Source organism: Sphingobium baderi (assembly GCF_001456115.1).
In the GTDB taxonomy this organism is placed as follows: domain Bacteria; phylum Pseudomonadota; class Alphaproteobacteria; order Sphingomonadales; family Sphingomonadaceae; genus Sphingobium; species Sphingobium baderi_A.
In genome coordinates, this window is sequence record NZ_CP013264.1 from 1,841,438 (window position 1) to 1,861,314 (window position 19,877).

Sequence of the window (19,877 nt, forward strand, 5' to 3'; positions counted from 1 at the left end):
AAATGATGCGTAACATTGCCCGTCCTTCGCTCCGATAGGGCATTTTGTCCCCGGCGCGCCCCCTTGAATCCCGCGAGGCTTGGGCGCATGAACCCGGCCCATGACCGCGACCGCTTTTCGTTCCGCCGCGCCTGCCGCGCGTCCCGCCGCCATTGCCCGCTGGCTGCTCATGGTGGCCTTTCTGGTCTTTTGCATGGTGGTGGTGGGCGGCATCACGCGGCTTACCGAATCGGGCCTGTCGATCACCCAATGGAAGCCGATCACCGGCGCGATCCCGCCGCTGACCCACGATCAGTGGATGGAGGCGTTTCGCGACTATCAGCAGATCCCCGAATATCAGCAGCTTCGGCAAGGCATGAGCCTCTCCGATTTCCAGTTCATCTTTTTCTGGGAATGGGTGCACCGGCTGCTGGGCCGCCTGATCGGCGTCGCCTTCGCTCTCCCGCTTCTCTGGTTCGCGGTGAAGCGGGCGATCCCGGCGGGCTATGGCCTGCGGCTCGTCCTCTTGCTGGTGCTCGGCGGATTGCAGGGCGCGATCGGCTGGTGGATGGTGAAGTCGGGCCTGTCGGTCCGCACCGACGTCAGCCACTATCGCCTGGCCGTGCATCTGCTGATGGCGCTGTTCATCATGGGGGCGCTGATTTGGACGGCGCTCGACCTTTTTGCGCTCGCCCGCTATTCCCGCGCGCGGCCGGCCCGGCTTCGGCCCTTTGCGTTGCTGGCGCTGTTCCTGTTGTTCGTGCAGCTTCTGTTCGGGGCGTTCACCGCCGGGCTGAATGCCGGCTATGTCTCCAACACATGGCCGCTGATGAACGATCATTTCGTGCCGGAAGGGATCGAATGGGTCGGCTCGCTGTGGGCGACGGTCTCCAGTGATCCCTATCTCGTCCATTTCATCCATCGCTGGTGGGCGTGGATCGCGGCGCTGGCGCTCATCATGCTCGCGCGCAAGGCGAAGCGGGCGGGGGAGCGTGGGCCGTCCATTGCGATCAATGCGGCGGTGGGCACACAGATCGTCCTTGGCATCGCCACCGTCCTCAGCGGCATCGCCCTGCCGCTCGCCGTGCTGCATCAGGCGGTCGGTGCGCTGGTGGTCGCCTCCGCCACATGGGGCGCGCACGCCATCGGCATGCGCCGGGCATGATCGGCGGCGTCGCGATCGTCTACACCCTGTTCGGATCGGCGGAGAGCGCCGAGCGTATCGCGCGGCAATTGGTGGAGGAACGGTTGGCCGCCTGCGCCAACATGCTGGCGCCCTGCACCTCGATCTACGCATGGGAAGGCGCGCTCCAGCGTGAGGCCGAGATTCCCGTCCTGCTCAAGACCGCGCCGGAAAAGCGCGATGCGCTGATGGCGCGGCTGGCGGAACTGCACGACTATGAAGTCCCCGCCATCCTTGCGCTGCCGGTGGACGCCGCCCATGCGCCCTTCGCCCGGTGGATCGCTGGCCAGACCAGCGGCGCGGCGCATTGTCCGTCGGACTGAAAGGCGAGCGATGTGCCACCGTAAATCAAGAGGTATTATTTTACCCGTCGCGAATCCCGCAGAATCTCTTGACTTCCGCCTCCCCACCCGTCATGAGCGCCCATCTTCCGACCGTCCCAAAGGCGTTCGGTTCACTATTTCATTCTGGAGATTGGCACCATGAAGGCGCTGATGAAGACCACCAAGCCGGCGACCCCGGCAACGGTCGAAAAGAAGTGGATACTGATCGACGCGGAAGGTCTCGTCGTCGGCCGTCTCGCTTCGACCGTAGCGAATATCCTGCGCGGCAAGCACAAGGCGAGCTTCACCCCGCACGTCGATTGCGGCGACAATGTCATCATCATCAATGCCGGCAAGGTGAAGTTCACCGGTCGCAAGATGACCGACAAGGTCTATTACAAGCACACCGGCTATGCCGGCGGCATCAAGGAAACCACGCCCGCCAAGATCCTGGAAGGTCGTTTTCCTGAGCGCGTCCTGGAAAAGGCGATTGAGCGGATGATCCCTCGTGGTCCGCTCGGCCGTCAGCAGATGCGCAACCTCCGCATCTTCGCCGGCGCCGAACACGCTCATGAAGCGCAGAACCCCGAAGTGCTCGATTTCGCGTCGCGCAACCGCAAGAACAAGGTGGGTGCATAATGTCTGATAACCGCCAGTCCCTGTCCGACCTCGCGTCGCTCACCGCCAATGCGCCTGCCGCTGCCGAAGCGCCCGCCGCTGTCGCAGCCGCGGATGCCGAAGCGCCCATTGCGCCGCCGCAGCCTTCGGCGCCCCTGCGCGCCCAGGAAATCGACAGCCTCGGTCGCGCTTATGCGACCGGCCGCCGTAAGGATGCTGTCGCTCGCGTCTGGGTGAAGCCCGGCACCGGCAAAATCACGGTCAACGGTCGCGATCAGGAAATCTATTTCGCGCGGCCCACGCTGCGACTTGTCATCAACCAGCCCTTCGGCGTCACTGAGCGTGAAGGTCAGTATGACGTGATCGCGACCGTCAAGGGTGGCGGTCTGTCGGGTCAGGCTGGCGCCGTGAAGCATGGCATTGCCCAGGCGCTCAGCAAATATGAACCGGCGCTCCGCAGTGCGGTCAAGGCCGAAGGCTTCCTGACGCGCGACAGCCGCGTCGTCGAACGTAAGAAGTATGGCCGGGCCAAGGCACGCCGCAGCTTCCAGTTCTCGAAGCGCTAAGCAGTTCGTTACGGAAATTTCGAGAAAGGGGCCGGTTTTCCGGCCCTTTTTTGTTATTGGTCGAGTGGCTTCAGACCTTTGGTCCTTTGATAAGCTCAACAGGCTTCGCAAGCATTGCTTTCATTCCGTCCCCGTTCCGGTGGCAACCGCTTGCCCCGTCGCTCGTTGACCCCGTAACTCTAACCAAGGAGAGAACGACATGGGTGAGATGACAGACAAGATGAAGGCCGCTGGCAACAAGGCGGCTGGGTCGGTCAAGGAAGCGGTCGGCAAGGCTACCGACAACGAACGGCTCGAGGCAGAAGGCAAGGTTCAAAAGGCCAAGGGCACGGCGCAAGATGTGGCCGGTTCTGTCAAAGGAGCGCTTGGCGACAAGATTTGACCTTCAGGATTTCGTAGCGACAAGAGCTCCGCTCCTTTCGGGAGCGGGGCTCTTTTTGGTTTCGCAGGATTCGACGCATGTCAGGGAGCGCGATCTGTCTCGTCTTTATTTCGCAGATAGCTCCGCACGTCCCTCCGCAACTCTCCGGCGCATAGATACAACGCAATGACATTGGGAATGGCCATCAGGAAGAAACTGCTGTCCACGATGCCGACCACCCGGCCCAGATCGATTGCTGCCGCCGGGGGCAGAGCGACGATGTAGAGGATCTTGTAGGTCCACTGCGCCTTTGACCCGTTGCCGAACAAATAGCCCCAGGCTTGCAATCCGTAAAAGCCCCATGCCACCAGCGTCGAATAGGCGAAGAGGAACACCACTACCGCCAGCAGCCACGGAAACCAGGGTGATACCTTAGCAAAAGCGGCCGAGGTAATCGCGATCCCCTCCAATCCCGTATTCCACGTTCCCGCCACCACCAGCGCCAGCCCTCCGAAGGCGCAGACGATCATCGTGCCCAGCAGTGGCTCCAGCAGCGCGACAAGGCCTTCGGACACCGGATGCCGCGCCCGTGCGAGGCTATGTGCCATTACGGCGGACCCCACGCCCGCCTCGCTCGCGAATACGGCGCGACGCATTCCGGCAACGAAGGCGCCCACCGCGCCGCCCGTCGCTGCGCTGCCAGTCGATGCGCCCTGCCAGATTTGTGCCAAAGCCGATGGGATGCCATCGATATGAAGGATCAGGATTGCCGCCACACCCGCCAGATAGACGGCGACCTTGAGCGGCGTCAGGCGCTTGGCTACCTCGCCCAGCCACGCCGCGCCACCCAGCGTCACAAGTGCCACCGCTCCGGCGAGAAATACGCCATAAGCCCATCCGTTGCTAAGGCCCGTCACCACCTTTACCTGCGCGAAACTCTGATTGACCTGAACCATCGGGATTGCCCCGAACAATGCGAAAAAGGCGTAAAGTCCGCCCAGCAGCATCCCGATCTTCGGCCACCCCCGTGCGGCGCCCACGGCTTTGAGCACATACATCGGTCCGCCATGCACATGGCTTTGGCTATCAAAGACCCGGTATTTAAGGCCCAGCGTCACCTCCGCCATCTTTACGGTCATCGCGAACCAGCCGATGACGAACATCCACAGGATCGCGCCTGGGCCTCCCATGGTCAGCGCCACCGCCACCCCTGCGATATTGCCAAGCCCGATGGTACCAGACAGGGCCGTTGACAGCGCCGCCCATTGACTGACATCGCCCTTTGCCTCGCTTTTGCCGGGCTGGGTTCGCAGGATGCGGAGCGCCCGTCCGACCTGCGTCACGTTGGGGAATCCTAGCCAGATGGTGAAGAATAGCATCGGCACGGCCAGATACAGTACGATCAGCTCGATTTGCGTGCCTAATATCGGCACTTTGAAAAACACCGCGTTCGACAGTGCGTCGACCCATGCGTTGAATCTTTCCATCCGCTACGATTGACCGCTGCCCGGTGGAAAGTCGAACAAAGATTGCTATGGAGACGATGCATTTCCCGCACCTGACATGAGCGGACTGGATTTATGAGCAGACAATATTTCGGTACCGACGGAATCCGGGGCCGCACAAACCAATGGCCGATGACCGCCGAACTGGCGATGAAGGTCGGCATGGCCGCGGGCCGCCACTTTCTGCGAGGCAGCCACCGTCACCGCGTTGTCATCGGTAAGGATACGCGTCTGTCAGGCTATATGGTGGAAAATGCGCTGGTCGCGGGTTTCACCGCCGTGGGAATGGATGTCGTGCAGTTCGGCCCGATCCCGACGCCCGCCGTGGCTCTGCTCGCCCATTCGATGCGTGCGGATTTGGGCGTCATGATTTCGGCCAGCCATAATCCCTATTTTGACAATGGCATCAAGCTGTTCGGCCCGGACGGCTACAAGCTGTCGGACGAGGATGAATTGAAGATCGAGGCGCTGCTGGATCAGGACATCCCGCTCGCCGCATCGCAGGACATTGGCCGCGCCCGCCGGGTCGAAGATGCGCGTGGCCGTTATATTCACGCAGTCAAGTCCAGCTTCCCTGCCGATCTGCGGCTGGATGGCATGAAGATCGTGGTCGATTGCGCCAACGGGGCCGCCTATCAGGTCGCGCCCTCCGCCCTCTGGGAACTGGGCGCGGAGGTGATCGCGGTCGGTGTCGCGCCCAACGGCACCAATATCAACGATGGATGCGGCTCCACCGCGCCTCTGCTGTGTCAGGAAACCGTGCTGTCTTCCGGCGCGGACATCGGCATTGCGCTGGACGGGGATGCGGATCGCCTGATCGTGGTGGATGAGAAGGGCAATATCGTCGATGGCGATCAGATCATGGCCCTGATTGCGGCCAACTGGGCGCGGGAAGGAACGCTGCGCGGAGGCGGGCTGGTGGCGACGGTGATGTCGAACCTCGGCCTTGAGCGATTCCTGACAGGACAGGGTATCGGCCTGGAGCGCACCAAGGTGGGCGACCGCTATGTTCTGGAGCGGATGCGCGAGGGGGGGTTCAATGTCGGCGGCGAGCAGTCGGGGCACATGATACTGTCCGACCATGCGACGACGGGGGACGGCACCATCGCCGCTCTGCAAGTGCTGGCCGCGCTCGTCCGCTCCGGTAAGCCCGCCAGCGAGGTGTTGCATCAGTTCGATGCGGTACCGCAGCTTTTGAAGAATGTCCGCTTTGCAGGTGGTAGGCCTTTGGAACATGACGAGGTAAAACGCGTGATCGCTCAGGTCGAGGCGGAATTGGCGGGGGCAGGGCGTCTGGTCATTCGCCCGTCCGGTACGGAGCCGGTGATCCGTGTGATGGCGGAAGGAGATCGGGAAGAACAGGTAAGGGATGTGGTCGAACGCATCTGCGCCGCTGTGGAGAAGGTCGCGGGCTGATGCTTGAGATGCGGCCTGATTGCGAATGTTGCGGCGTTGACCTTCCCGCTGACGAGGCGGGGGCTTTCATCTGTTCCTTCGAATGCACCTTCTGTGCGGCCTGCGCGGAAGCCATGGACGACCGATGCCCCAATTGCCGCGGAGAATTGATGGACAGGCCGACGCGGGTCGGCAAGGCGCTGATGGCCAGCCCGGCATCGATGGAGCGGCGGCACAAGGCATGAAGGTCGCGCGCATCCTCATCATCGCGGGCTCCGATAGCGGCGGCGGCGCGGGGATTCAGGCGGATGTCAGGACCGTCACCCTGCTCGGCGGCCATGCCATGACCGCGATCACCGCGATCACCGCCCAAAACACGTTGGGCGTGCAGGCCGTGCATCTTGTGCCGACCGAGCTGGTGCTGGCGCAGATGGAGAGCGTCATCGGAGATATCGGCGTCGATGCGGTGAAGATCGGCATGATCGGTTCGGCGCAAACCGCCGCCGCCGTCGCGGAAAGACTGGCGGTGCTGGAAGGCGTGCCCATCGTATTCGATCCGGTGATGGTTGCCACCAGCGGATCGGCGCTGGCGGACGAGGCGACCGTAGCGGCTTTCGAAAAGCTGATGGCCTTTGCGACACTGGTGACGCCCAATCTGCCCGAACTGGAAGCGCTGGGCGGGGAGGAGGTAGCGATCCGCTTCGCTACCCATGTGCTTGCCAAGGGCGGGCATGGCGAAGGTCCGATGCTGACCGACCGGCTGATTGGGCCGCGCGGCGCCATCAAGGTATGGAGCAACGCCCGGATCGATACGCCGCACACTCACGGCACCGGCTGTACGCTGGCAAGCGCCATCGCGACCGGACTGGGGCAGGGCATGGATATGGTCGACGCCATCGAGCGGGCGCGCAAATATGTGAGGGAAGCCCTGTCGCTTGCGCCGGGACTGGGACACGGACATGGGCCAATGGGCGCGCCTTTGGAGTTTCACGCCCATGCCTGATTTCACGCATGAGCTTCGACATCATCCCGGCCTTGTTGCGGGCGTGGACGAAGCGGGCCGCGGGCCGCTGGCCGGGCCGGTGGTCGCGGCAGCCGTCATCCTGCACGCGAAGGATTGCCCGGATGGCCTGAACGACAGCAAGCAACTCACCGCCGCTCGCCGCGCTAAGCTGGAAGTGGAGATAAAGGCCCGGGCGCTATGCTGGGGCGTTGCTATCGCCAGCGTGGCGGAGATCGACAGCCTCAACATCCTCTGGGCGACGATGTTGGCGATGAAGCGGGCTATGGAGGCGCTGAACGCCGACTGCGCGCATGTGTTGGTGGATGGCAATCGTTGCCCCGACTGGCGTTGGCCCGCGACCGCCGTGGTGGAGGGCGACGCCAAATGCCTCTCCATCGCCGCTGCTTCGATCATCGCCAAGGAAACGCGGGACCGGATCATGGTGGAGGCATCCGCGCGCCACCCGCATTATGGCTGGGAAAGCAACAAGGGCTATGGCAGCCCCTATCATCTGGCGGCGCTGCGCGAACATGGACCTACACCACTGCATCGGCGTAGTTTCGCGCCGGTGGCGCAACTGCTACTGCTTTGATCCCTGTCCCACGATGGGACTGATGCGACGAACCGATTCCGGCAGACTAGCGCATGGGCGGCATGTGGTTAAAGAAGCCTTATGCCTTCTGGTTTACGCTTGTTCTTTCCGTTGCTTGTGCTGGCGGCTTTTTTTTCAGCACCCCCGGTGGTCCGGGCTATGCCGATTCCCGCCGATCAAGTCGCGCTTGGCCCGGGCGAATATCGCTGGCTGAGTGAAGGACCGTGGGCCGGTCCGCTCTATATGATCATCAGTATCGAAAAGCAGATGGTGCATGTCTATGACGGCGACCGGTTGATTGGCGCCGCTTCGGTATCCACTGGTATGAAGGGGCACCGAACGCCGACCGGGGAATTCCCCATCCTGCAGAAACGGCAATGGCACCGGTCCAATATCTACAGCAATGCGCCGATGCCTTTCATGCAGCGGCTGACATGGGATGGCATCGCCCTCCATGCAGGACATAATCCGGGCTATCCGGCCAGCCATGGCTGCATTCGGCTGCCCTATGGCTTTGCCAGCAAACTATTCGGCCTGACCCGGATCGGAACGCCGGTGAGCGTGACGACGGATCAACTGAGTCCGGTTCTGATGGTCGGCACGCTGGTGCTGGCTGATCCGGATGATCCCGCCAGTGCGATTGTCACCTTCACGCCGCCCGACGTTGAGGCCTTGTCGGAAAGGACCGTCCTATCGCAGCAGAGCGCGCAATTGCAGGAGCAACAGGATGTGCCAATCCTGAAAGTCGATCCAGCTATTTTCCGGTTCCGGACCAGGCGCTGACGAAAACCTCCCTCGGGAGAAACGCGCCTCAGTTCGATGCAAAGGGCCATCGGATCGACTTCATCGGACGTGAGGATGAAGGAATGTGCATTGGCCTAAACGGTCATGCATCTTCAATCATTGACTCCACAAACAAGCTGGACGGCCAAGCCTTTGAGGATCGGCCGCCCTCTCCAAAGTCCACCCAACGCGAGCCAGTCAGGCCGCCTCGGCCGCTTCCTCACTGGCGGGGAGGCGGATCATATAGTCGAAGGCGGAAAGCGCCGCCGTCGATCCTGCGCCCATGGCAATGACGATCTGCTTGTAGGGCACGGTCGTGCAGTCGCCCGCCGCGAATATGCCGGGCTGACTGGTTTCACCGCGGGCATCGATCTCGATCTCGCCGCGTGGGGACAGGGAGACTGCATCCTTCAGCCATTCGGTGTTGGGGACGAGTCCGATCTGAACGAAAATGCCCTCAAGTTCGACATCATGTTCGGTGCCATGATTGCGATCCTTGTAGCTGAGACCCGTCACCTTGTTGCCGTCGCCATGCACCTGCGTGGTCAGCGCCGAGGTGATGATCTTCACATTGGGCAGGCTGGCCAACTTGCGCTGGAGTACCGCGTCGGCCCGCAACTGGCTGTCGAATTCGATCAGCGTCACATGGGCGACGATGCCGGCAAGGTCGATGGCTGCTTCGACGCCGCTATTGCCGCCGCCAATCACGGCCACGCGCTTGCCTTTGAACAACGGGCCGTCGCAATGTGGGCAATAAGCTACGCCCTTGTTGCGATAGTCGTCTTCACCCGGCACGCCCATCTGCCGCCAGCGCGCGCCGGTGGAGAGGATCACGGTGCGCCCCTTCAGCGACGCGCCATTTTCCAGCACTACCTCATGATAGCCGCCTTCGGTCTTGGCCGGGATCAGCTGCGCCGCCTTCTGAAGGTTCATGATCTCCACGTCATAGTCCTTGACGTGCTGCTCCAACTGCGCGGCCAGCTTCGGTCCCTCGGTATGGGGGACGGAGATGAAATTTTCGATCGCCATAGTGTCGAGCACCTGGCCACCGAACCGCTCCGCCGCGACGCCGGTGCGGATACCCTTGCGCGCGGCATAGATAGCCGCCGCTGCGCCAGCGGGGCCACCGCCGACGATCAGCACTTCGAAGGGGTCTTGTGCCTTGATCTTCTCTGCCGCGCGATCGGCCGCGCCACTGTCAATTTTCGCGACGATCTGCTCCAGTTCCATGCGACCCGAAGCGAAAGGCTCTCCGTTCAGGAAGACGGTGGGCACCGCCATCACCTTGCGCGCATCGACTTCCTGCTGGAACAGCGCGCCGTCGATGGCGACATGGCTGATGCGGGGGTTAAGCACGCTCATCAGGTTCAGTGCCTGCACCACGTCCGGGCAGTTCTGGCAGGAAAGCGAGAAATAAGTTTCGAAGGCGAAGTCGCCGTCCAGATCTTTGATCTGCTGGATAAGATCCCGCGCGGCCTTCGACGGATGACCGCCGACCTGGAGCAAGGCGAGTACCAGTGACGTGAATTCATGCCCCATCGGCAGGCCCGCAAAGCGCACGCCGATATCAGTGCCCACCCGGCGGATGAGGAAGCTGGGTTTGCGCTTGTCGTCATCGGCGCGAACCACGGCAACCTTGTCCGACAGTTCGGCGATTTCGTTCAAAAGTTCCTGCATTTCACGCGATTTCGCGCCGTCATCCAGCGAAGCTACCAACTCGATCGGCTGGGTGATGTTCGCCAGATAGCCCTTGAGCTGTCCTTTGAGATTTACGTCCAACATCGTTTCTGGCTCCGTTGCATGAATGGGAAGCGCAAGCCGCCCGTGTCCGAGGGACAGGAAAGCCCATCCCTCGGAAAGATTGGTCTGAAATATTCAGAGATCAAGCCGCGCCGGACCGGGGACGTTCCCCCAAGGTCCGGTCGCGGAAAAGTCGTCAGATCTTGCCGACGAGGTCGAGGGAGGGGGCAAGGGTCTTTTCACCCTCTTCCCATTTGGCCGGGCAGACTTCGCCGGGGTGGCTGGCCCAATATTGTGCGGCCTTGATCTTGCGGAGCAGTTCGGTCGCGTTGCGGCCGACGCCTTCCGGGGTGATCTCGACAAGCTGGATCACGCCTTCCGGGTCGAGCACAAAGGTGCCGCGGTCGGCCAGGCCAACGCCTTCGCGCAGGACGCCGAACTGGTTCGACAGGTCGTGATTCTGGTCACCCAGCATGTAATAGTTGATCTTGCCGATCGCCGGCGAAGTGTCGTGCCATGCCTTGTGGCAGAAATGGGTGTCGGTCGAGACCGAATAGACTTCCACGCCCATGCCCTGAAGGGTGGGGTAGATGTCGGCTAGATCTTCCAGTTCGGTCGGGCAAACGAAGGTGAAGTCGGCCGGGTAGAAGAAGAAAACGGCCCACTTGCCCTTCACGTCGGCGTCGGTAACGTCGACAAACTTGCCTTCCTTGAATGCGGTCGCCTTGAACGGCTGCAGGGGGGTGTTGATAAGAGCCATGGGCTTTCCAGTTCCTTCTCTGGGGTTGCTGTTGCCCGGCCTATGTAGGGATGGGAACGAGTCGGGGGAAATTGGTTTTCTCGGACTTGCAGATAGAGAAAATCGATTACACAATTGCGAATTGATCGATCGGATCATTTTTAGTTAGTGAACTCCGCTGCTTTTTGGGCATTGGCTTCTATGTCCGTGTTAGAGGGATGAATATTCACAGGAGAAGAATATGGCGCGCTTTCGTTTCCTTCCCGTTGCGTTCGCAATTGCGCTGACTGGCTGCTCCAAAAGCACGGAAAATGTGGCAGGCAACACAATAATGCAGCCGGGTAGTGCCGAAACGATAGAGGATGTGGATGCGCTGGGTAACGGCGCGCCCGAAGCGGACCGCCTGCCGACGGATGATTGGGTGGGACGGTGGACCGGCCCAGAAGGGTTGTTCCTGGACATTCAGCCTTCGCCCGATGGAAAATCCGGGCATTATGTTATCACCAATCAGGACACGCTCGACCGAAAGGGAAGTTACAACGGACTGGCGGATGGCAGCACAATCCGTTTCGTGCGCGATGGGCAGGATCTGGCGATCCGTCCCGGCTCAGGTAACGAGACGGGCTTCAAATATCTGGTGGAGAAGGATGATTGCCTGATCGTGATACCGGGACGGGAAGGTTATTGCCGCTAGCTATTCGCCATCGCCCAGATCCTCCAGAGCCGTGAACCGCTGTGACCAGAGGGCTCCGTAAACGGCCATCCACTGAACGATTGGAGCCAGCCCCTTGGCGTGGGCGGTATAATAGGTTTCCCGCCCGGCACGACGAGCCGTAACAAGCCCCGCCAGTTTCAGCTTGCCGAGATGACGGGACACCATAGGCTGCGACACACCCGACACGGCGGTAAGGGCGTGAACGCTCTGCTCTCCTTCGCGCACCAGATATTCGAGTATGGCGCGTCGCGTGCCGTCCGACAACGCTTTGAACAAGGCGTCGCGTAGGGCGGAACGGTCTTCCTTATAAGAATGGGCAATCATTTGATCACATAATCATTGGGTTATGAGTTGGTCAAGCGAGAGCCGATTTTTGCCTTGCTCTCATCTGTTAACCAAAAAAACTTCGAGGGCGTCGCAGGTTGAGTCTTTTTAGTCACACTACCTGATATGGAGTCTTGCTGCCATTTGCAGGCTCAATATCTCGTGCCTACCCTCTTCGTTCTCCCTCCTGTTAACCTTTTTATGAGGGTTAACTGATAAGCTACTGATCTTGACGGTGGACTCCTGAGGACTCATCGCTGGTCCTCGAAACATATGGGGGTTGCTGCATGGGTGTCATGGAACGCGTCGCGCTGCGGCGGAAGAAGGCGGTCGCGCCGATAGAGATTGAGGCGGACCGCCTGCTGCGGGGCGATTGCATCGCGGAAATGGCGAAGCTGCCGGACGCCTGCATCGACATGATCTTCGCTGACCCGCCCTATAATCTGCAATTGGGCGGCGACCTGTTCCGGCCCGAAGGCGGGCGCGTAGACGCAGTAGACAATGATTGGGACAAGTTTGACACGCTGGGAGCCTATGATCGCTTCACCAAGGCGTGGCTGAAGGAAGCCCGCCGCATTCTGAAGCCCAACGGCACCATCTGGGTGATCGGCAGCTACCACAATATCTTCCGCGTCGGTACGGCCTTGCAGGATGAAGGCTTCTGGATCTTGAACGACATCATCTGGCGCAAGGCGAATCCGATGCCCAATTTCAAGGGCACGCGCTTCACCAACGCCCATGAGACGCTGATCTGGGCCAGCCAGGGCGAAGATGCGCGCTACACCTTTAACTATAAGGCGATGAAGACGCTGAACGACGAACTGCAGATGCGCTCTGACTGGGTGCTGCCGATCTGTGGTGGGCAGGAGCGGCTGAAGCGCAACGGTGCCAAGGCGCATCCGACGCAGAAGCCTGAGGCGCTGCTCTATCGCGTGATGCTGGCTTGCACCAAGCCGGGCGATGTGGTGCTCGATCCTTTCTTCGGCACGGGCACGACGGGCGCGGTCGCCAAGCGCCTGGGCCGCAAATGGATCGGCATCGAGCGTGAAGACAGTTATATCGAGGTCGCGCTGGAGCGGATCGAAGCAGCGTTGCCGCTCGACGAATCGGCGCTCACCATCATGCAAAGCGCAAAGGCCCAGCCCAAGGTGGCATTCGGCACGCTGGTAGAAACCGGCTATTGTCAGCCCGGCACGGTGCTGACCGATGTGAAACGGCGTTGGCAGGCGGTGGTGCGCGCGGATGGCTCGCTCGCCGTGGACAAGGATAGCGGATCGATTCACAAGATGGGCGCGACGCTGCAAGGCGCGCCGAGTTGCAACGGTTGGACCTTCTGGCATCATGAGGTGGACGGCAAGTTGCAACCCATCGATACGCTGCGGCAGACCTATTTGCTGGCTAACGAACCTTGATTTCTCGATCCGTTCGCGCTGAGCCTGTCAAACCCTGTAGGAAATGTGCCCGTCGACAGACCCAGAGCCAGCGGAGTGTAGATGAACCTGCCCGATATTCCCGCCGACGCCCGGCTATACCTCAAGCCGACATGGTTCGTGCCGTCGCCCATCGGATTGCCGGACGGGGCGGCAGCGCGCATGAGCAATGGGCTAATCTGGTTCCAGGGCTATGAACTGACGGCGCGGCGAAATGGCGAGCGGATAGTGCGCGTGACGATTCCGGTCGACAGTTTTGCTGACGCTCTGGTGAGTTTGCCGGAGTCGTTGACCGAGCGGGCACACAGTCTGGCCGCGAATATTTCTGCCCAGCGCTCTCCGCTGATGCTTGGCGAGCGAACTATCCGGTTTGATGCGCCGCAGGTTATGGCAATCCTGAACGTGACGCCGGATAGCTTTTCCGATGGCGGCAAATATATGGAAGACCCCAATGCGGCGGCAGATGCAGGCTTCGCCATGGCATCGGCTGGGGCCGCATTGATCGACATAGGCGGAGAATCCACCCGCCCGCGCGCCGAGAAGATATGGGAAGGCGATGAGATCGCCCGCATCGTTCCCGTTATCGAACGGTTGGCGATGGCTGGCGTGTCCGTATCGGTCGACACGCGCAAGGCCGCGGTGATGGAGGCGGCGCTCGCCGCAGGGGCGAAGGTCGTCAACGATGTGAGCGCGCTGCGGTACGATCCGCGCAGCATGGAGGTCGTGGCGGCGGCGAAATGCCCGGTGATATTGATGCACGCGCCTTCGGCCGGGGACGATCCGCATGACAATCCGGCTGGCTATCGTGACGTCGTGGCGGAAGTTTTCGACATGCTGGAAGAACGGATAGAGGCCTGCGTGGCGGGGGGGATCGCACGGGACAGGATCATGGTCGATCCGGGCCTGGGCTTCGGCAAGGGACTTGCGGATAATCTGGCGCTCGTCAATGGGCTGGCGACGTTTCAGGGACTGGGCGTGCCATTGCTCTTTGCGGGAAGTCGCAAGCGTTTGATTGGTGCGCTCTCCAACGAAGCGGCTGCTTCCGAAAGGCTGGGCGGATCAATCGCCCTGGCATTTCGCGCGGCCGAGCAGGGCGCCCAGATGGTGCGCGTCCATGACGTCAAGGAAAGTGTTCAGGCACTGCACCTTTGGCGCGGCCTTGCCGATGCAGGATTGAGCGCCGTCTAATTGCCCGCCGCGTTGGATGCCTGAACAGGCGTCGGCACCTGACCTTCCGGCGTTTGGCTCCTGGGAGCGAATACCCGCAGGCTGTCGAGCAGTTTTTCCGCAATCGCCTGATATTGTTCGCTCAACATTTCAGGATAGACGAAAGTGGCGGTCACAATCGATCCATCCGGCTGTTTCAACAGGCGAATGGCGACGTTATTGCCTTCGCCATCATTCGCTGTGCCCCGATATTCATTGTCGCCGATAAAGTCGCCATCGACGCCCTCCGAACCGCTGCTGACGGTTTCCACGATCTGCTGCAATGTCTTGTCGGCGCCATTCTTCTGCCAAAAGACGCGGACATCCGCGCCAGCGCCCGGATCTTCATAGACGATGCCGTCTGCATTGCTGGCCGATCCATCCTTCACCCAACCTTCAGGAAAGGTCACGGAAAAGCCTCGATCCGCATTCACATAATTGCGGTTTTCCGTGTCTTCCGTCTTCTGTTGATTGGAGATTGCGCTGGCCGCCGCCGCATTGGCTGCCGCCGCCAGTTCTTCCTGGCTGGGCGTGTCGCCCACAGGTTCAGCCCGCCCGCAGGCGACAAGGGCGAGCAAAGGAAGGCAAGCGGCAAGGGAAGCAGGTTTCATATCCTGTTCAAAAGCATAGCCGCCGTCATTTTTCAACGACGCAGCGCATATCTTTAGGACGATTTGCCTTTGTATCGGGATGCGCGGGCTATCAGGCAGCGTTGTCGATGCCCAGTTCTGCGAGTTTCCGATAAAGGGTCGACCGGCCGATGCCCAGGCGTCGTGCGACTTCCGTCATGCGCCCCCGATAATGGCCAATGGCGAGGCGGATCACGTCGGCCTCTATTTCGGCAAGCTGGCGGACATGACCGTCGCCTTCGAACAGGGTGATACCCGCTCCTTCGCGATGTGGCTGGCGGGGCGGGAGTGTTTGAAGAGACGGCAGCGCATTGCGCGCGCCAAGCTGCGCCGCGATCTGGGGAAAGTCCTGCGGTGTCAGGGCGTCTCCTTCGCACAGTACGGCGGCGCGGAACAGGGCATTTTGAAGCTGGCGCACATTGCCCGGCCATTCATGCTGCATCAGCAGCGCCAACGCCTCATCCGTCAGGCCCAGACTCCGCAGCCCAGGCTGTTCAGCGATCCGGGCAAGCAGATGGCGACAGAGCGCCGGGACGTCGCCGATTCGCTCACGCAGCGGAGGAATCGTCAATTGCACGACATTGAGGCGATAATAGAGGTCTTCGCGGAAACGCCCCGTCTCTATTTCATCCTGCAACCGCTTGTTGGTCGCGGCGATGAGCCGCACATCCACATGAACCGGACGGCGCGCGCCGATGGGCTGCACTTCCCCATCCTGTAGCACGCGGAGCAACTTGACCTGTGCCTCGAATGGCATTTCGCTGACTTCGTCGAGGAAAATCGTCCCTGTGTCCGCTGCGATGAACTTGCCGATATGGCGTTCGAAAGCGCCGGTGAAGGCGCCGCGTTCGTGACCGAACAATTCGGATTCGACGAGATTGGCAGGAATGGCGCCGCAGTTGATAGTCACCATCGGCTGCTTGTGACGAGGGGAAGCAGCGTGAATCGCGCGGGCGATGACATCCTTGCCGACGCCGCTTTCGCCTTCGATCAGCACTGGGACGCGGGCGCGGGCAGCCTTGGCAGCGACAGCGAGCGCTGCGCGAAATCTGGGAGCCGAACCCACCACATCCTCGAAAGAAAGGGGGGCGGTGATCTTCTCCGTAAGGGGGCGCAGTTCGCTATTGATATCGTCTTCGCTGAGCGTTGCGTTTAACGCAGCCAGCAGCCGTTCGGGCGCGATCGGCTTTGACAGATAGTCGGTGGCGCCCGCGCGCATAGATTCGACGGCGACCGCGACATTGTCATGAGCGGTCAGCACAAGGATGGGCAAGGCAGGCCGCCGCGCGCGCAATTCCCGAATCAATTGCGTTGGTTCAAAGGATGGGCACCACTGGTCCAGCAGAATGGCGTCAAGCCGCATCCCGTCCTGCGTGCCCAGCGTGGCAATCGCAGTTTCCCCGTCGTTCGCGAAGATCGTGCGCCAGCCGACCCGCGCCGCGAGCGCCGACACAAGACGGCGCTGCGCGGGTTCATCGTCGATCAGCATCAACATGGGAACGCCGTCGCGCGCCATTTCATCCCTCATTCCATTACAGGCCGCAAAGCCTAGCGCGGGGGAGTAAAGGCGGCCTTAACCTGAAAGATTTTCTTGTGCGATGCGGGTTGAGGGTCGGGCAGGCAGAAGATAAGAGGTTTGCCGAATATGTTGCCAGGAAGGAAGAGGGCATGGCCCAAGAGGGAAATATAGATAGCGCAACCGAAACCTATGAAGGGTTTGTGGCCGTCATGAAATGGGGCACGATCGCCTCTCTGATCGCAGGTGCGATTGTGGTGCTGCTGATCTCGAGCTGAAGGTCGGTTCGCACAGGGGGATGTCCATGAAAATTGCAATTATCAAGGAGCTCGCCGCCGGCGAGCGCAGGGTCGCTGGTACGCCGGAGACCGTGAAGAAGTTCAAGGCGCTGGGCGCTGATGTGGCGGTCGAAAGCGGCGCGGGGCTCAACGCCTCGATTGCCGATGCCGACTATGCCGCGGCCGGAGGCGTGGTGGGTGATCGTGCTGCTGCGGTTGCCGGCGCGGACATTATTTTGGGCGTGCAGGCGCCCGATCCGGCGACTCTTGCCGGGGCGAAGCCGGGCGCTTGGATTGCCGCCGGCTTCAATCCCTTTGGTGAGCGCGGCCGCGTGGATGCCTATGCCGCCGCCGGATTGGAGGCGCTGGCGATGGAGTTCATGCCGCGCATCACGCGCGCGCAGTCGATGGATATTCTTTCGTCGCAATCGAACCTGTCCGGCTATAAGGCCGTGCTTGATGCCGCCGCCGAATATGGCAAGGCTTTCCCGATGATGATGACGGCTGCGGGCACGGTGTCCGCGGCCAAGGCCTTCATCATGGGCGTGGGCGTCGCCGGGCTTCAGGCGATCGCGACCGCTCGCCGTCTGGGCGCGCAGGTGTCGGCGACGGATGTGCGCTCGGCCACCAGGGAGCAGATCGAATCGCTCGGCGCCAAGCCAATCTTCGTCGAAAGCGTCAAGGGCATCGAGGGCGAAGGCTCCGGCGGCTATGCCACCGAAATGTCGGAGGAATATCAGAAAGCGCAGGCCGAACTGATTTCCAGCCACATCGCCAAGCAGGACATCGTCATCACCACGGCGCTGATTCCCGGACGTCCCGCCCCGCGCCTCATCACCGACGCGCAGATCGCGACGATGAAGCCAGGCAGCGTGATCGTCGACCTGGCCGTCGAACAGGGCGGCAATGTCGAAGGAGCAGTCGCTGGTGAAGTGGTCGAACGTCACGGCGTCAAGATCGTAGGGCATCGCAACGTGCCTTCGCGGCTGGCGGCGGATACTTCGGCCCTGTTCGCGCGCAATCTCTACAATTTCCTGTCGGCCTTTTGGGACAAGGAAAAGAACGCGCCAGTGCTAGACGAAGAGATCGGCAACGCCATCCGCCTGACGCAGGGCGGCAAGGTCGTGAGCGAACGCCTTCTGGGGTGAGGTAATAGCGCGTGGCCTGAAGGCTGCGCGCATCATGTCCCGCAGCAAAAAGCGGGACGAACGGGGAGTAGGAAAGATGGACTTCATCTCCATCCTGTCGATTTTCGTGCTGGCGTGTTTCGTTGGCTATTATGTGGTGTGGTCGGTGACCCCGGCGCTCCACACACCATTGATGGCGGTCACCAACGCCATTTCCTCCGTCATCATCGTTGGCGCGCTGGTCGCGTCCGCCGAGGCGGGCAGCGCGGCGGCCAAATATCTGGGCCTGATCGCGGTGACGCTGGCGTCGGTCAACATCTTCGGCGGCTTTGCCGTGACTGAACGGATGTTGGCGATGTACAAGAAGAAGGAGCGCAAATGATGCTGCAGACCGTCATTGCGATGGCCGCCGCTGGCGCTGAAGGCGTCGCTGCTTCGCCCTTCGTTTCGCTCGCCTATCTGATTGCAGGCGTCCTCTTCATCCTCGCGCTGCGGGGCCTGTCCAGCCCGGCTTCGAGCCGCCGGGGCAATCGCATGGGCATGGCGGGCATGGCGATTGCCGTCGCCACCACGCTTTATACCCATGACGTCATCTCCCTGCCGGAGATCGTGGGCGCCATCGCCATCGGCGGCGCCATCGGCTTCGTTATTGCGCGCAAGATCGAGATGACCGCGATGCCGCAGCTCGTGGCAGCGTTCCACTCGCTCGTCGGTCTGGCAGCGGTGCTGGTCGGCGCGGCGGCTTTCCTCAATCCGGGGGCTTTCGGCATATTGGATGCGCTGACCGGCGAGATCCACAACGCCAGTCGTATCGAAATGGGGCTGGGCGTCGCCATCGGCGCGATCACCTTCTCTGGTTCGGTCATCGCCTTTCTGAAGCTCAACGGCAACATGTCGGGCAAGCCGATCATGCTGCCCGGCCGGCATCTCATCAACCTGGCCATGCTGGCTGCCATTCTGGGGCTGATCGCTTATTTCGTGACCGATCAGAGCCCGTGGATCTTCTGGACAGTCACGGCGCTGAGCTTCATCATCGGCTTCCTGCTCATCATCCCCATTGGTGGTGCGGACATGCCGGTCGTGGTGTCGATGCTGAACAGCTATTCGGGCTGGGCTGCTGCTGCCATGGGCTTCACGCTGGGCAATAGCGCAATGATCATCACTGGCGCGCTGGTGGGGTCGTCGGGTGCGATCTTGTCCTACATCATGTGCAAGGCGATGAACCGCAGCTTCATTAGCGTGATCGCAGGCGGTTTCGGTGCGGAGACGGCTTCGGCAGGCGGTGGAGCGGCGATCGATCGTCCCTATAAGCGCGGCAGTGCGGAGGATGCAGCCTTCCTGATGAAGCAGGCGGACAGCGTCATCATCGTGCCGGGCTATGGCATGGCGGTCAGCCAGGCGCAGCACGCGCTGCGCGAAATGGGCGACCTGCTCAAGAAGGAAGGCGTGTCGGTCAAATATGCGATCCATCCGGTCGCGGGCCGTATGCCGGGGCACATGAACGTGCTGCTGGCCGAAGCGAACGTGCCCTATGACGAGGTGTTCGAGCTGGAGGACATCAACAGCGAATTCGGCCAGGCCGACGTCGCCTTCGTCATCGGCGCGAACGACGTGACGAACCCGGCGGCGAAGACCGACAAGACGTCGCCCATATATGGCATGCCCATTCTGGATGTCGCCAATGCGAAGTCGGTGTTGTTCGTGAAGCGCTCCATGGGCGGGGCTGGTTATGCCGGCGTCGACAATGAAGTCTTCTACATGGACAACACGATGATGCTGCTGGCCGATGCCAAGAAGATGGTCGAGGAAATCGTCAAGGGGCTTGCCCACTAAGGCAGGCTTCCCGTAACGCTGTGACGGACGGT

Annotated in this window: 23 protein-coding genes; 17 read left to right on the forward strand and 6 right to left on the reverse strand. The window is 61.4% G+C overall.

Annotated elements, in window-relative coordinates; all coding sequences use genetic code 11:
• The first annotated feature begins 100 nt into the window (after positions 1-100).
• The 5 genes from ATN00_RS09170 (at position 101) to ATN00_RS09190 (ending at position 3,051) form a co-directional block, all read left to right on the forward strand.
• A complete protein-coding gene (locus tag ATN00_RS09170; RefSeq protein WP_062064125.1) occupies positions 101-1,144 on the forward strand; it encodes a COX15/CtaA family protein in 1,044 nt (347 codons plus the stop codon).
• Positions 1,141-1,485 carry a divalent-cation tolerance protein CutA gene (cutA, locus tag ATN00_RS09175; RefSeq protein ID WP_231746434.1) on the forward strand — a complete coding sequence of 115 codons (345 nt, stop codon included), beginning with the start codon at positions 1,141-1,143 and terminating at the stop codon, positions 1,483-1,485. The genes ATN00_RS09170 and cutA overlap by 4 nt, the downstream gene beginning before the upstream one ends.
• A 159-nt stretch (positions 1,486-1,644) precedes the next feature.
• Positions 1,645-2,124: a 50S ribosomal protein L13 gene (rplM, locus tag ATN00_RS09180; RefSeq protein WP_082635149.1), complete on the forward strand. Its 480-nt coding sequence runs from the start codon at positions 1,645-1,647 to the stop codon at positions 2,122-2,124.
• On the forward strand, positions 2,124-2,669 hold the full coding sequence (gene rpsI / locus ATN00_RS09185) for a 30S ribosomal protein S9 (protein ID WP_082635150.1): 546 nt from the start codon (positions 2,124-2,126) through the stop codon (positions 2,667-2,669). Before rplM ends, rpsI begins: the two co-directional genes overlap by 1 nt.
• 199 nt (positions 2,670-2,868) lie before the next feature.
• Positions 2,869-3,051 carry a CsbD family protein gene (locus ATN00_RS09190; protein WP_062064127.1) on the forward strand — a complete coding sequence of 61 codons (183 nt, stop codon included), beginning with the start codon at positions 2,869-2,871 and terminating at the stop codon, positions 3,049-3,051.
• A gap of 80 nt (positions 3,052-3,131) precedes the next feature.
• Here the strand turns inward: ATN00_RS09190 and ATN00_RS09195 are convergent, their stop codons facing one another.
• Positions 3,132-4,517: an alanine/glycine:cation symporter family protein gene (locus tag ATN00_RS09195; RefSeq protein ID WP_062064129.1), complete on the reverse strand. Its 1,386-nt coding sequence runs from the start codon at positions 4,515-4,517 to the stop codon at positions 3,132-3,134.
• A 93-nt stretch (positions 4,518-4,610) separates the two neighbouring features.
• Here ATN00_RS09195 and glmM point away from each other — a divergent pair, with 93 nt between their 5' ends.
• The 5 genes from glmM (at position 4,611) to ATN00_RS09220 (ending at position 8,308) form a co-directional block, all read left to right on the forward strand.
• The gene (gene glmM, locus ATN00_RS09200; protein ID WP_062064131.1) at positions 4,611-5,951 is read left to right on the forward strand and encodes a phosphoglucosamine mutase; all 1,341 of its coding nucleotides are present in this window, start codon (positions 4,611-4,613) and stop codon (positions 5,949-5,951) included.
• Positions 5,951-6,175: a DUF1272 domain-containing protein gene (locus ATN00_RS09205; protein ID WP_062064132.1), complete on the forward strand. Its 225-nt coding sequence runs from the start codon at positions 5,951-5,953 to the stop codon at positions 6,173-6,175. The genes glmM and ATN00_RS09205 overlap by 1 nt, the downstream gene beginning before the upstream one ends.
• Positions 6,172-6,933 (forward strand): bifunctional hydroxymethylpyrimidine kinase/phosphomethylpyrimidine kinase, encoded by a 762-nt coding sequence (gene thiD, locus ATN00_RS09210; protein ID WP_062064134.1) that lies wholly within the window; start codon positions 6,172-6,174, stop codon positions 6,931-6,933. The genes ATN00_RS09205 and thiD overlap by 4 nt, the downstream gene beginning before the upstream one ends.
• Positions 6,926-7,525 (forward strand): ribonuclease HII, encoded by a 600-nt coding sequence (locus ATN00_RS09215; RefSeq protein WP_062064135.1) that lies wholly within the window; start codon positions 6,926-6,928, stop codon positions 7,523-7,525. Before thiD ends, ATN00_RS09215 begins: the two co-directional genes overlap by 8 nt.
• Positions 7,526-7,684: 159 nt before the next feature.
• A complete protein-coding gene (locus ATN00_RS09220; RefSeq protein ID WP_062068598.1) occupies positions 7,685-8,308 on the forward strand; it encodes a L,D-transpeptidase family protein in 624 nt (207 codons plus the stop codon).
• 198 nt (positions 8,309-8,506) lie between these two features.
• Here the strand turns inward: ATN00_RS09220 and ahpF are convergent, their stop codons facing one another.
• Complete coding sequence (gene ahpF / locus ATN00_RS09225; RefSeq protein ID WP_062064136.1) at positions 8,507-10,090, reverse strand: alkyl hydroperoxide reductase subunit F; 1,584 nt, start codon at positions 10,088-10,090, stop codon at positions 8,507-8,509.
• A 154-nt stretch (positions 10,091-10,244) separates the two neighbouring features.
• The gene (ahpC, locus tag ATN00_RS09230; RefSeq protein ID WP_021245608.1) at positions 10,245-10,808 is read right to left on the reverse strand and encodes an alkyl hydroperoxide reductase subunit C; all 564 of its coding nucleotides are present in this window, start codon (positions 10,806-10,808) and stop codon (positions 10,245-10,247) included.
• Between the two features lie 220 nt (positions 10,809-11,028).
• On the opposite strand from ahpC, the gene ATN00_RS09235 reads away from it, so the two are divergent.
• Entirely contained in the window at positions 11,029-11,481 is a 453-nt protein-coding gene (locus tag ATN00_RS09235; protein ID WP_062064138.1) for a hypothetical protein, read from the forward strand.
• Here the strand turns inward: ATN00_RS09235 and ATN00_RS09240 are convergent, their stop codons facing one another.
• Entirely contained in the window at positions 11,482-11,826 is a 345-nt protein-coding gene (locus ATN00_RS09240; protein ID WP_062064139.1) for an ArsR/SmtB family transcription factor, read from the reverse strand.
• Positions 11,827-12,113: 287 nt separating this feature from the next.
• Here ATN00_RS09240 and ATN00_RS09245 point away from each other — a divergent pair, with 287 nt between their 5' ends.
• Both ATN00_RS09245 and folP read left to right on the forward strand, forming a co-directional pair.
• Positions 12,114-13,238: a site-specific DNA-methyltransferase gene (locus ATN00_RS09245; protein ID WP_062064140.1), complete on the forward strand. Its 1,125-nt coding sequence runs from the start codon at positions 12,114-12,116 to the stop codon at positions 13,236-13,238.
• An 81-nt stretch (positions 13,239-13,319) separates the two neighbouring features.
• The gene (folP, locus tag ATN00_RS09250) at positions 13,320-14,444 is read left to right on the forward strand and encodes a dihydropteroate synthase (RefSeq protein WP_062064141.1); all 1,125 of its coding nucleotides are present in this window, start codon (positions 13,320-13,322) and stop codon (positions 14,442-14,444) included.
• Here folP and ATN00_RS09255 read toward each other — a convergent pair.
• Positions 14,441-15,073, reverse strand: a complete 633-nt coding sequence (locus tag ATN00_RS09255; protein ID WP_062068600.1) for a hypothetical protein — start codon at positions 15,071-15,073, stop codon at positions 14,441-14,443. The two genes, folP and ATN00_RS09255, sit on opposite strands and share 4 nt — an antisense overlap.
• A 91-nt stretch (positions 15,074-15,164) precedes the next feature.
• Positions 15,165-16,607, reverse strand: a complete 1,443-nt coding sequence (locus ATN00_RS09260; protein ID WP_062064143.1) for a sigma-54-dependent transcriptional regulator — start codon at positions 16,605-16,607, stop codon at positions 15,165-15,167.
• Positions 16,608-16,759: 152 nt separating this feature from the next.
• Here ATN00_RS09260 and ATN00_RS09265 point away from each other — a divergent pair, with 152 nt between their 5' ends.
• The 4 genes from ATN00_RS09265 to ATN00_RS09280 all read left to right on the forward strand — a co-directional run bounded on the left by ATN00_RS09265 (position 16,760) and on the right by ATN00_RS09280 (position 19,845).
• Positions 16,760-16,885, forward strand: a complete 126-nt coding sequence (locus ATN00_RS09265) for an aa3-type cytochrome c oxidase subunit IV (RefSeq protein WP_062064144.1) — start codon at positions 16,760-16,762, stop codon at positions 16,883-16,885.
• Between the two features lie 26 nt (positions 16,886-16,911).
• Entirely contained in the window at positions 16,912-18,033 is a 1,122-nt protein-coding gene (locus tag ATN00_RS09270) for an NAD(P) transhydrogenase subunit alpha (RefSeq protein WP_062064145.1), read from the forward strand.
• Between the two features lie 76 nt (positions 18,034-18,109).
• The gene (locus ATN00_RS09275; protein ID WP_021245599.1) at positions 18,110-18,394 is read left to right on the forward strand and encodes a proton-translocating transhydrogenase family protein; all 285 of its coding nucleotides are present in this window, start codon (positions 18,110-18,112) and stop codon (positions 18,392-18,394) included.
• 20 nt (positions 18,395-18,414) lie between these two features.
• Positions 18,415-19,845, forward strand: coding sequence for an NAD(P)(+) transhydrogenase (Re/Si-specific) subunit beta (locus tag ATN00_RS09280; protein WP_062068602.1), 1,431 nt, complete (start codon positions 18,415-18,417; stop codon positions 19,843-19,845).
• Positions 19,846-19,877: the final 32 nt, after the last annotated feature.

Excerpts from the sequence above, each read along its gene's own strand:
- ATN00_RS09170 (WP_062064125.1), top strand. The coding sequence starts at position 101 with ATGACCGCGACCGCTTTTCGTTCCGCCGCGCCTGCCGCGCGTCCCGCC.
- cutA (WP_231746434.1), top strand. The coding sequence starts at position 1,141 with ATGATCGGCGGCGTCGCGATCGTCTACACCCTGTTCGGATCGGCGGAG.
- rplM (WP_082635149.1), top strand. The coding sequence starts at position 1,645 with ATGAAGGCGCTGATGAAGACCACCAAGCCGGCGACCCCGGCAACGGTC.
- rpsI (WP_082635150.1), top strand. The coding sequence starts at position 2,124 with ATGTCTGATAACCGCCAGTCCCTGTCCGACCTCGCGTCGCTCACCGCC.
- ATN00_RS09190 (WP_062064127.1), top strand. The coding sequence starts at position 2,869 with ATGGGTGAGATGACAGACAAGATGAAGGCCGCTGGCAACAAGGCGGCT.
- ATN00_RS09195 (WP_062064129.1), bottom strand. The coding sequence starts at position 4,517 with ATGGAAAGATTCAACGCATGGGTCGACGCACTGTCGAACGCGGTGTTT.
- glmM (WP_062064131.1), top strand. The coding sequence starts at position 4,611 with ATGAGCAGACAATATTTCGGTACCGACGGAATCCGGGGCCGCACAAAC.
- ATN00_RS09205 (WP_062064132.1), top strand. The coding sequence starts at position 5,951 with ATGCTTGAGATGCGGCCTGATTGCGAATGTTGCGGCGTTGACCTTCCC.
- thiD (WP_062064134.1), top strand. The coding sequence starts at position 6,172 with ATGAAGGTCGCGCGCATCCTCATCATCGCGGGCTCCGATAGCGGCGGC.
- ATN00_RS09215 (WP_062064135.1), top strand. The coding sequence starts at position 6,926 with ATGCCTGATTTCACGCATGAGCTTCGACATCATCCCGGCCTTGTTGCG.
- ATN00_RS09220 (WP_062068598.1), top strand. The coding sequence starts at position 7,685 with ATGCCGATTCCCGCCGATCAAGTCGCGCTTGGCCCGGGCGAATATCGC.
- ahpF (WP_062064136.1), bottom strand. The coding sequence starts at position 10,090 with ATGTTGGACGTAAATCTCAAAGGACAGCTCAAGGGCTATCTGGCGAAC.
- ahpC (WP_021245608.1), bottom strand. The coding sequence starts at position 10,808 with ATGGCTCTTATCAACACCCCCCTGCAGCCGTTCAAGGCGACCGCATTC.
- ATN00_RS09235 (WP_062064138.1), top strand. The coding sequence starts at position 11,029 with ATGGCGCGCTTTCGTTTCCTTCCCGTTGCGTTCGCAATTGCGCTGACT.
- ATN00_RS09240 (WP_062064139.1), bottom strand. The coding sequence starts at position 11,826 with ATGATTGCCCATTCTTATAAGGAAGACCGTTCCGCCCTACGCGACGCC.
- ATN00_RS09245 (WP_062064140.1), top strand. The coding sequence starts at position 12,114 with ATGGGTGTCATGGAACGCGTCGCGCTGCGGCGGAAGAAGGCGGTCGCG.
- folP (WP_062064141.1), top strand. The coding sequence starts at position 13,320 with ATGAACCTGCCCGATATTCCCGCCGACGCCCGGCTATACCTCAAGCCG.
- ATN00_RS09255 (WP_062068600.1), bottom strand. The coding sequence starts at position 15,073 with ATGAAACCTGCTTCCCTTGCCGCTTGCCTTCCTTTGCTCGCCCTTGTC.
- ATN00_RS09260 (WP_062064143.1), bottom strand. The coding sequence starts at position 16,607 with ATGGCGCGCGACGGCGTTCCCATGTTGATGCTGATCGACGATGAACCC.
- ATN00_RS09265 (WP_062064144.1), top strand. The coding sequence starts at position 16,760 with ATGGCCCAAGAGGGAAATATAGATAGCGCAACCGAAACCTATGAAGGG.
- ATN00_RS09270 (WP_062064145.1), top strand. The coding sequence starts at position 16,912 with ATGAAAATTGCAATTATCAAGGAGCTCGCCGCCGGCGAGCGCAGGGTC.
- ATN00_RS09275 (WP_021245599.1), top strand. The coding sequence starts at position 18,110 with ATGGACTTCATCTCCATCCTGTCGATTTTCGTGCTGGCGTGTTTCGTT.
- ATN00_RS09280 (WP_062068602.1), top strand. The coding sequence starts at position 18,415 with ATGGCCGCCGCTGGCGCTGAAGGCGTCGCTGCTTCGCCCTTCGTTTCG.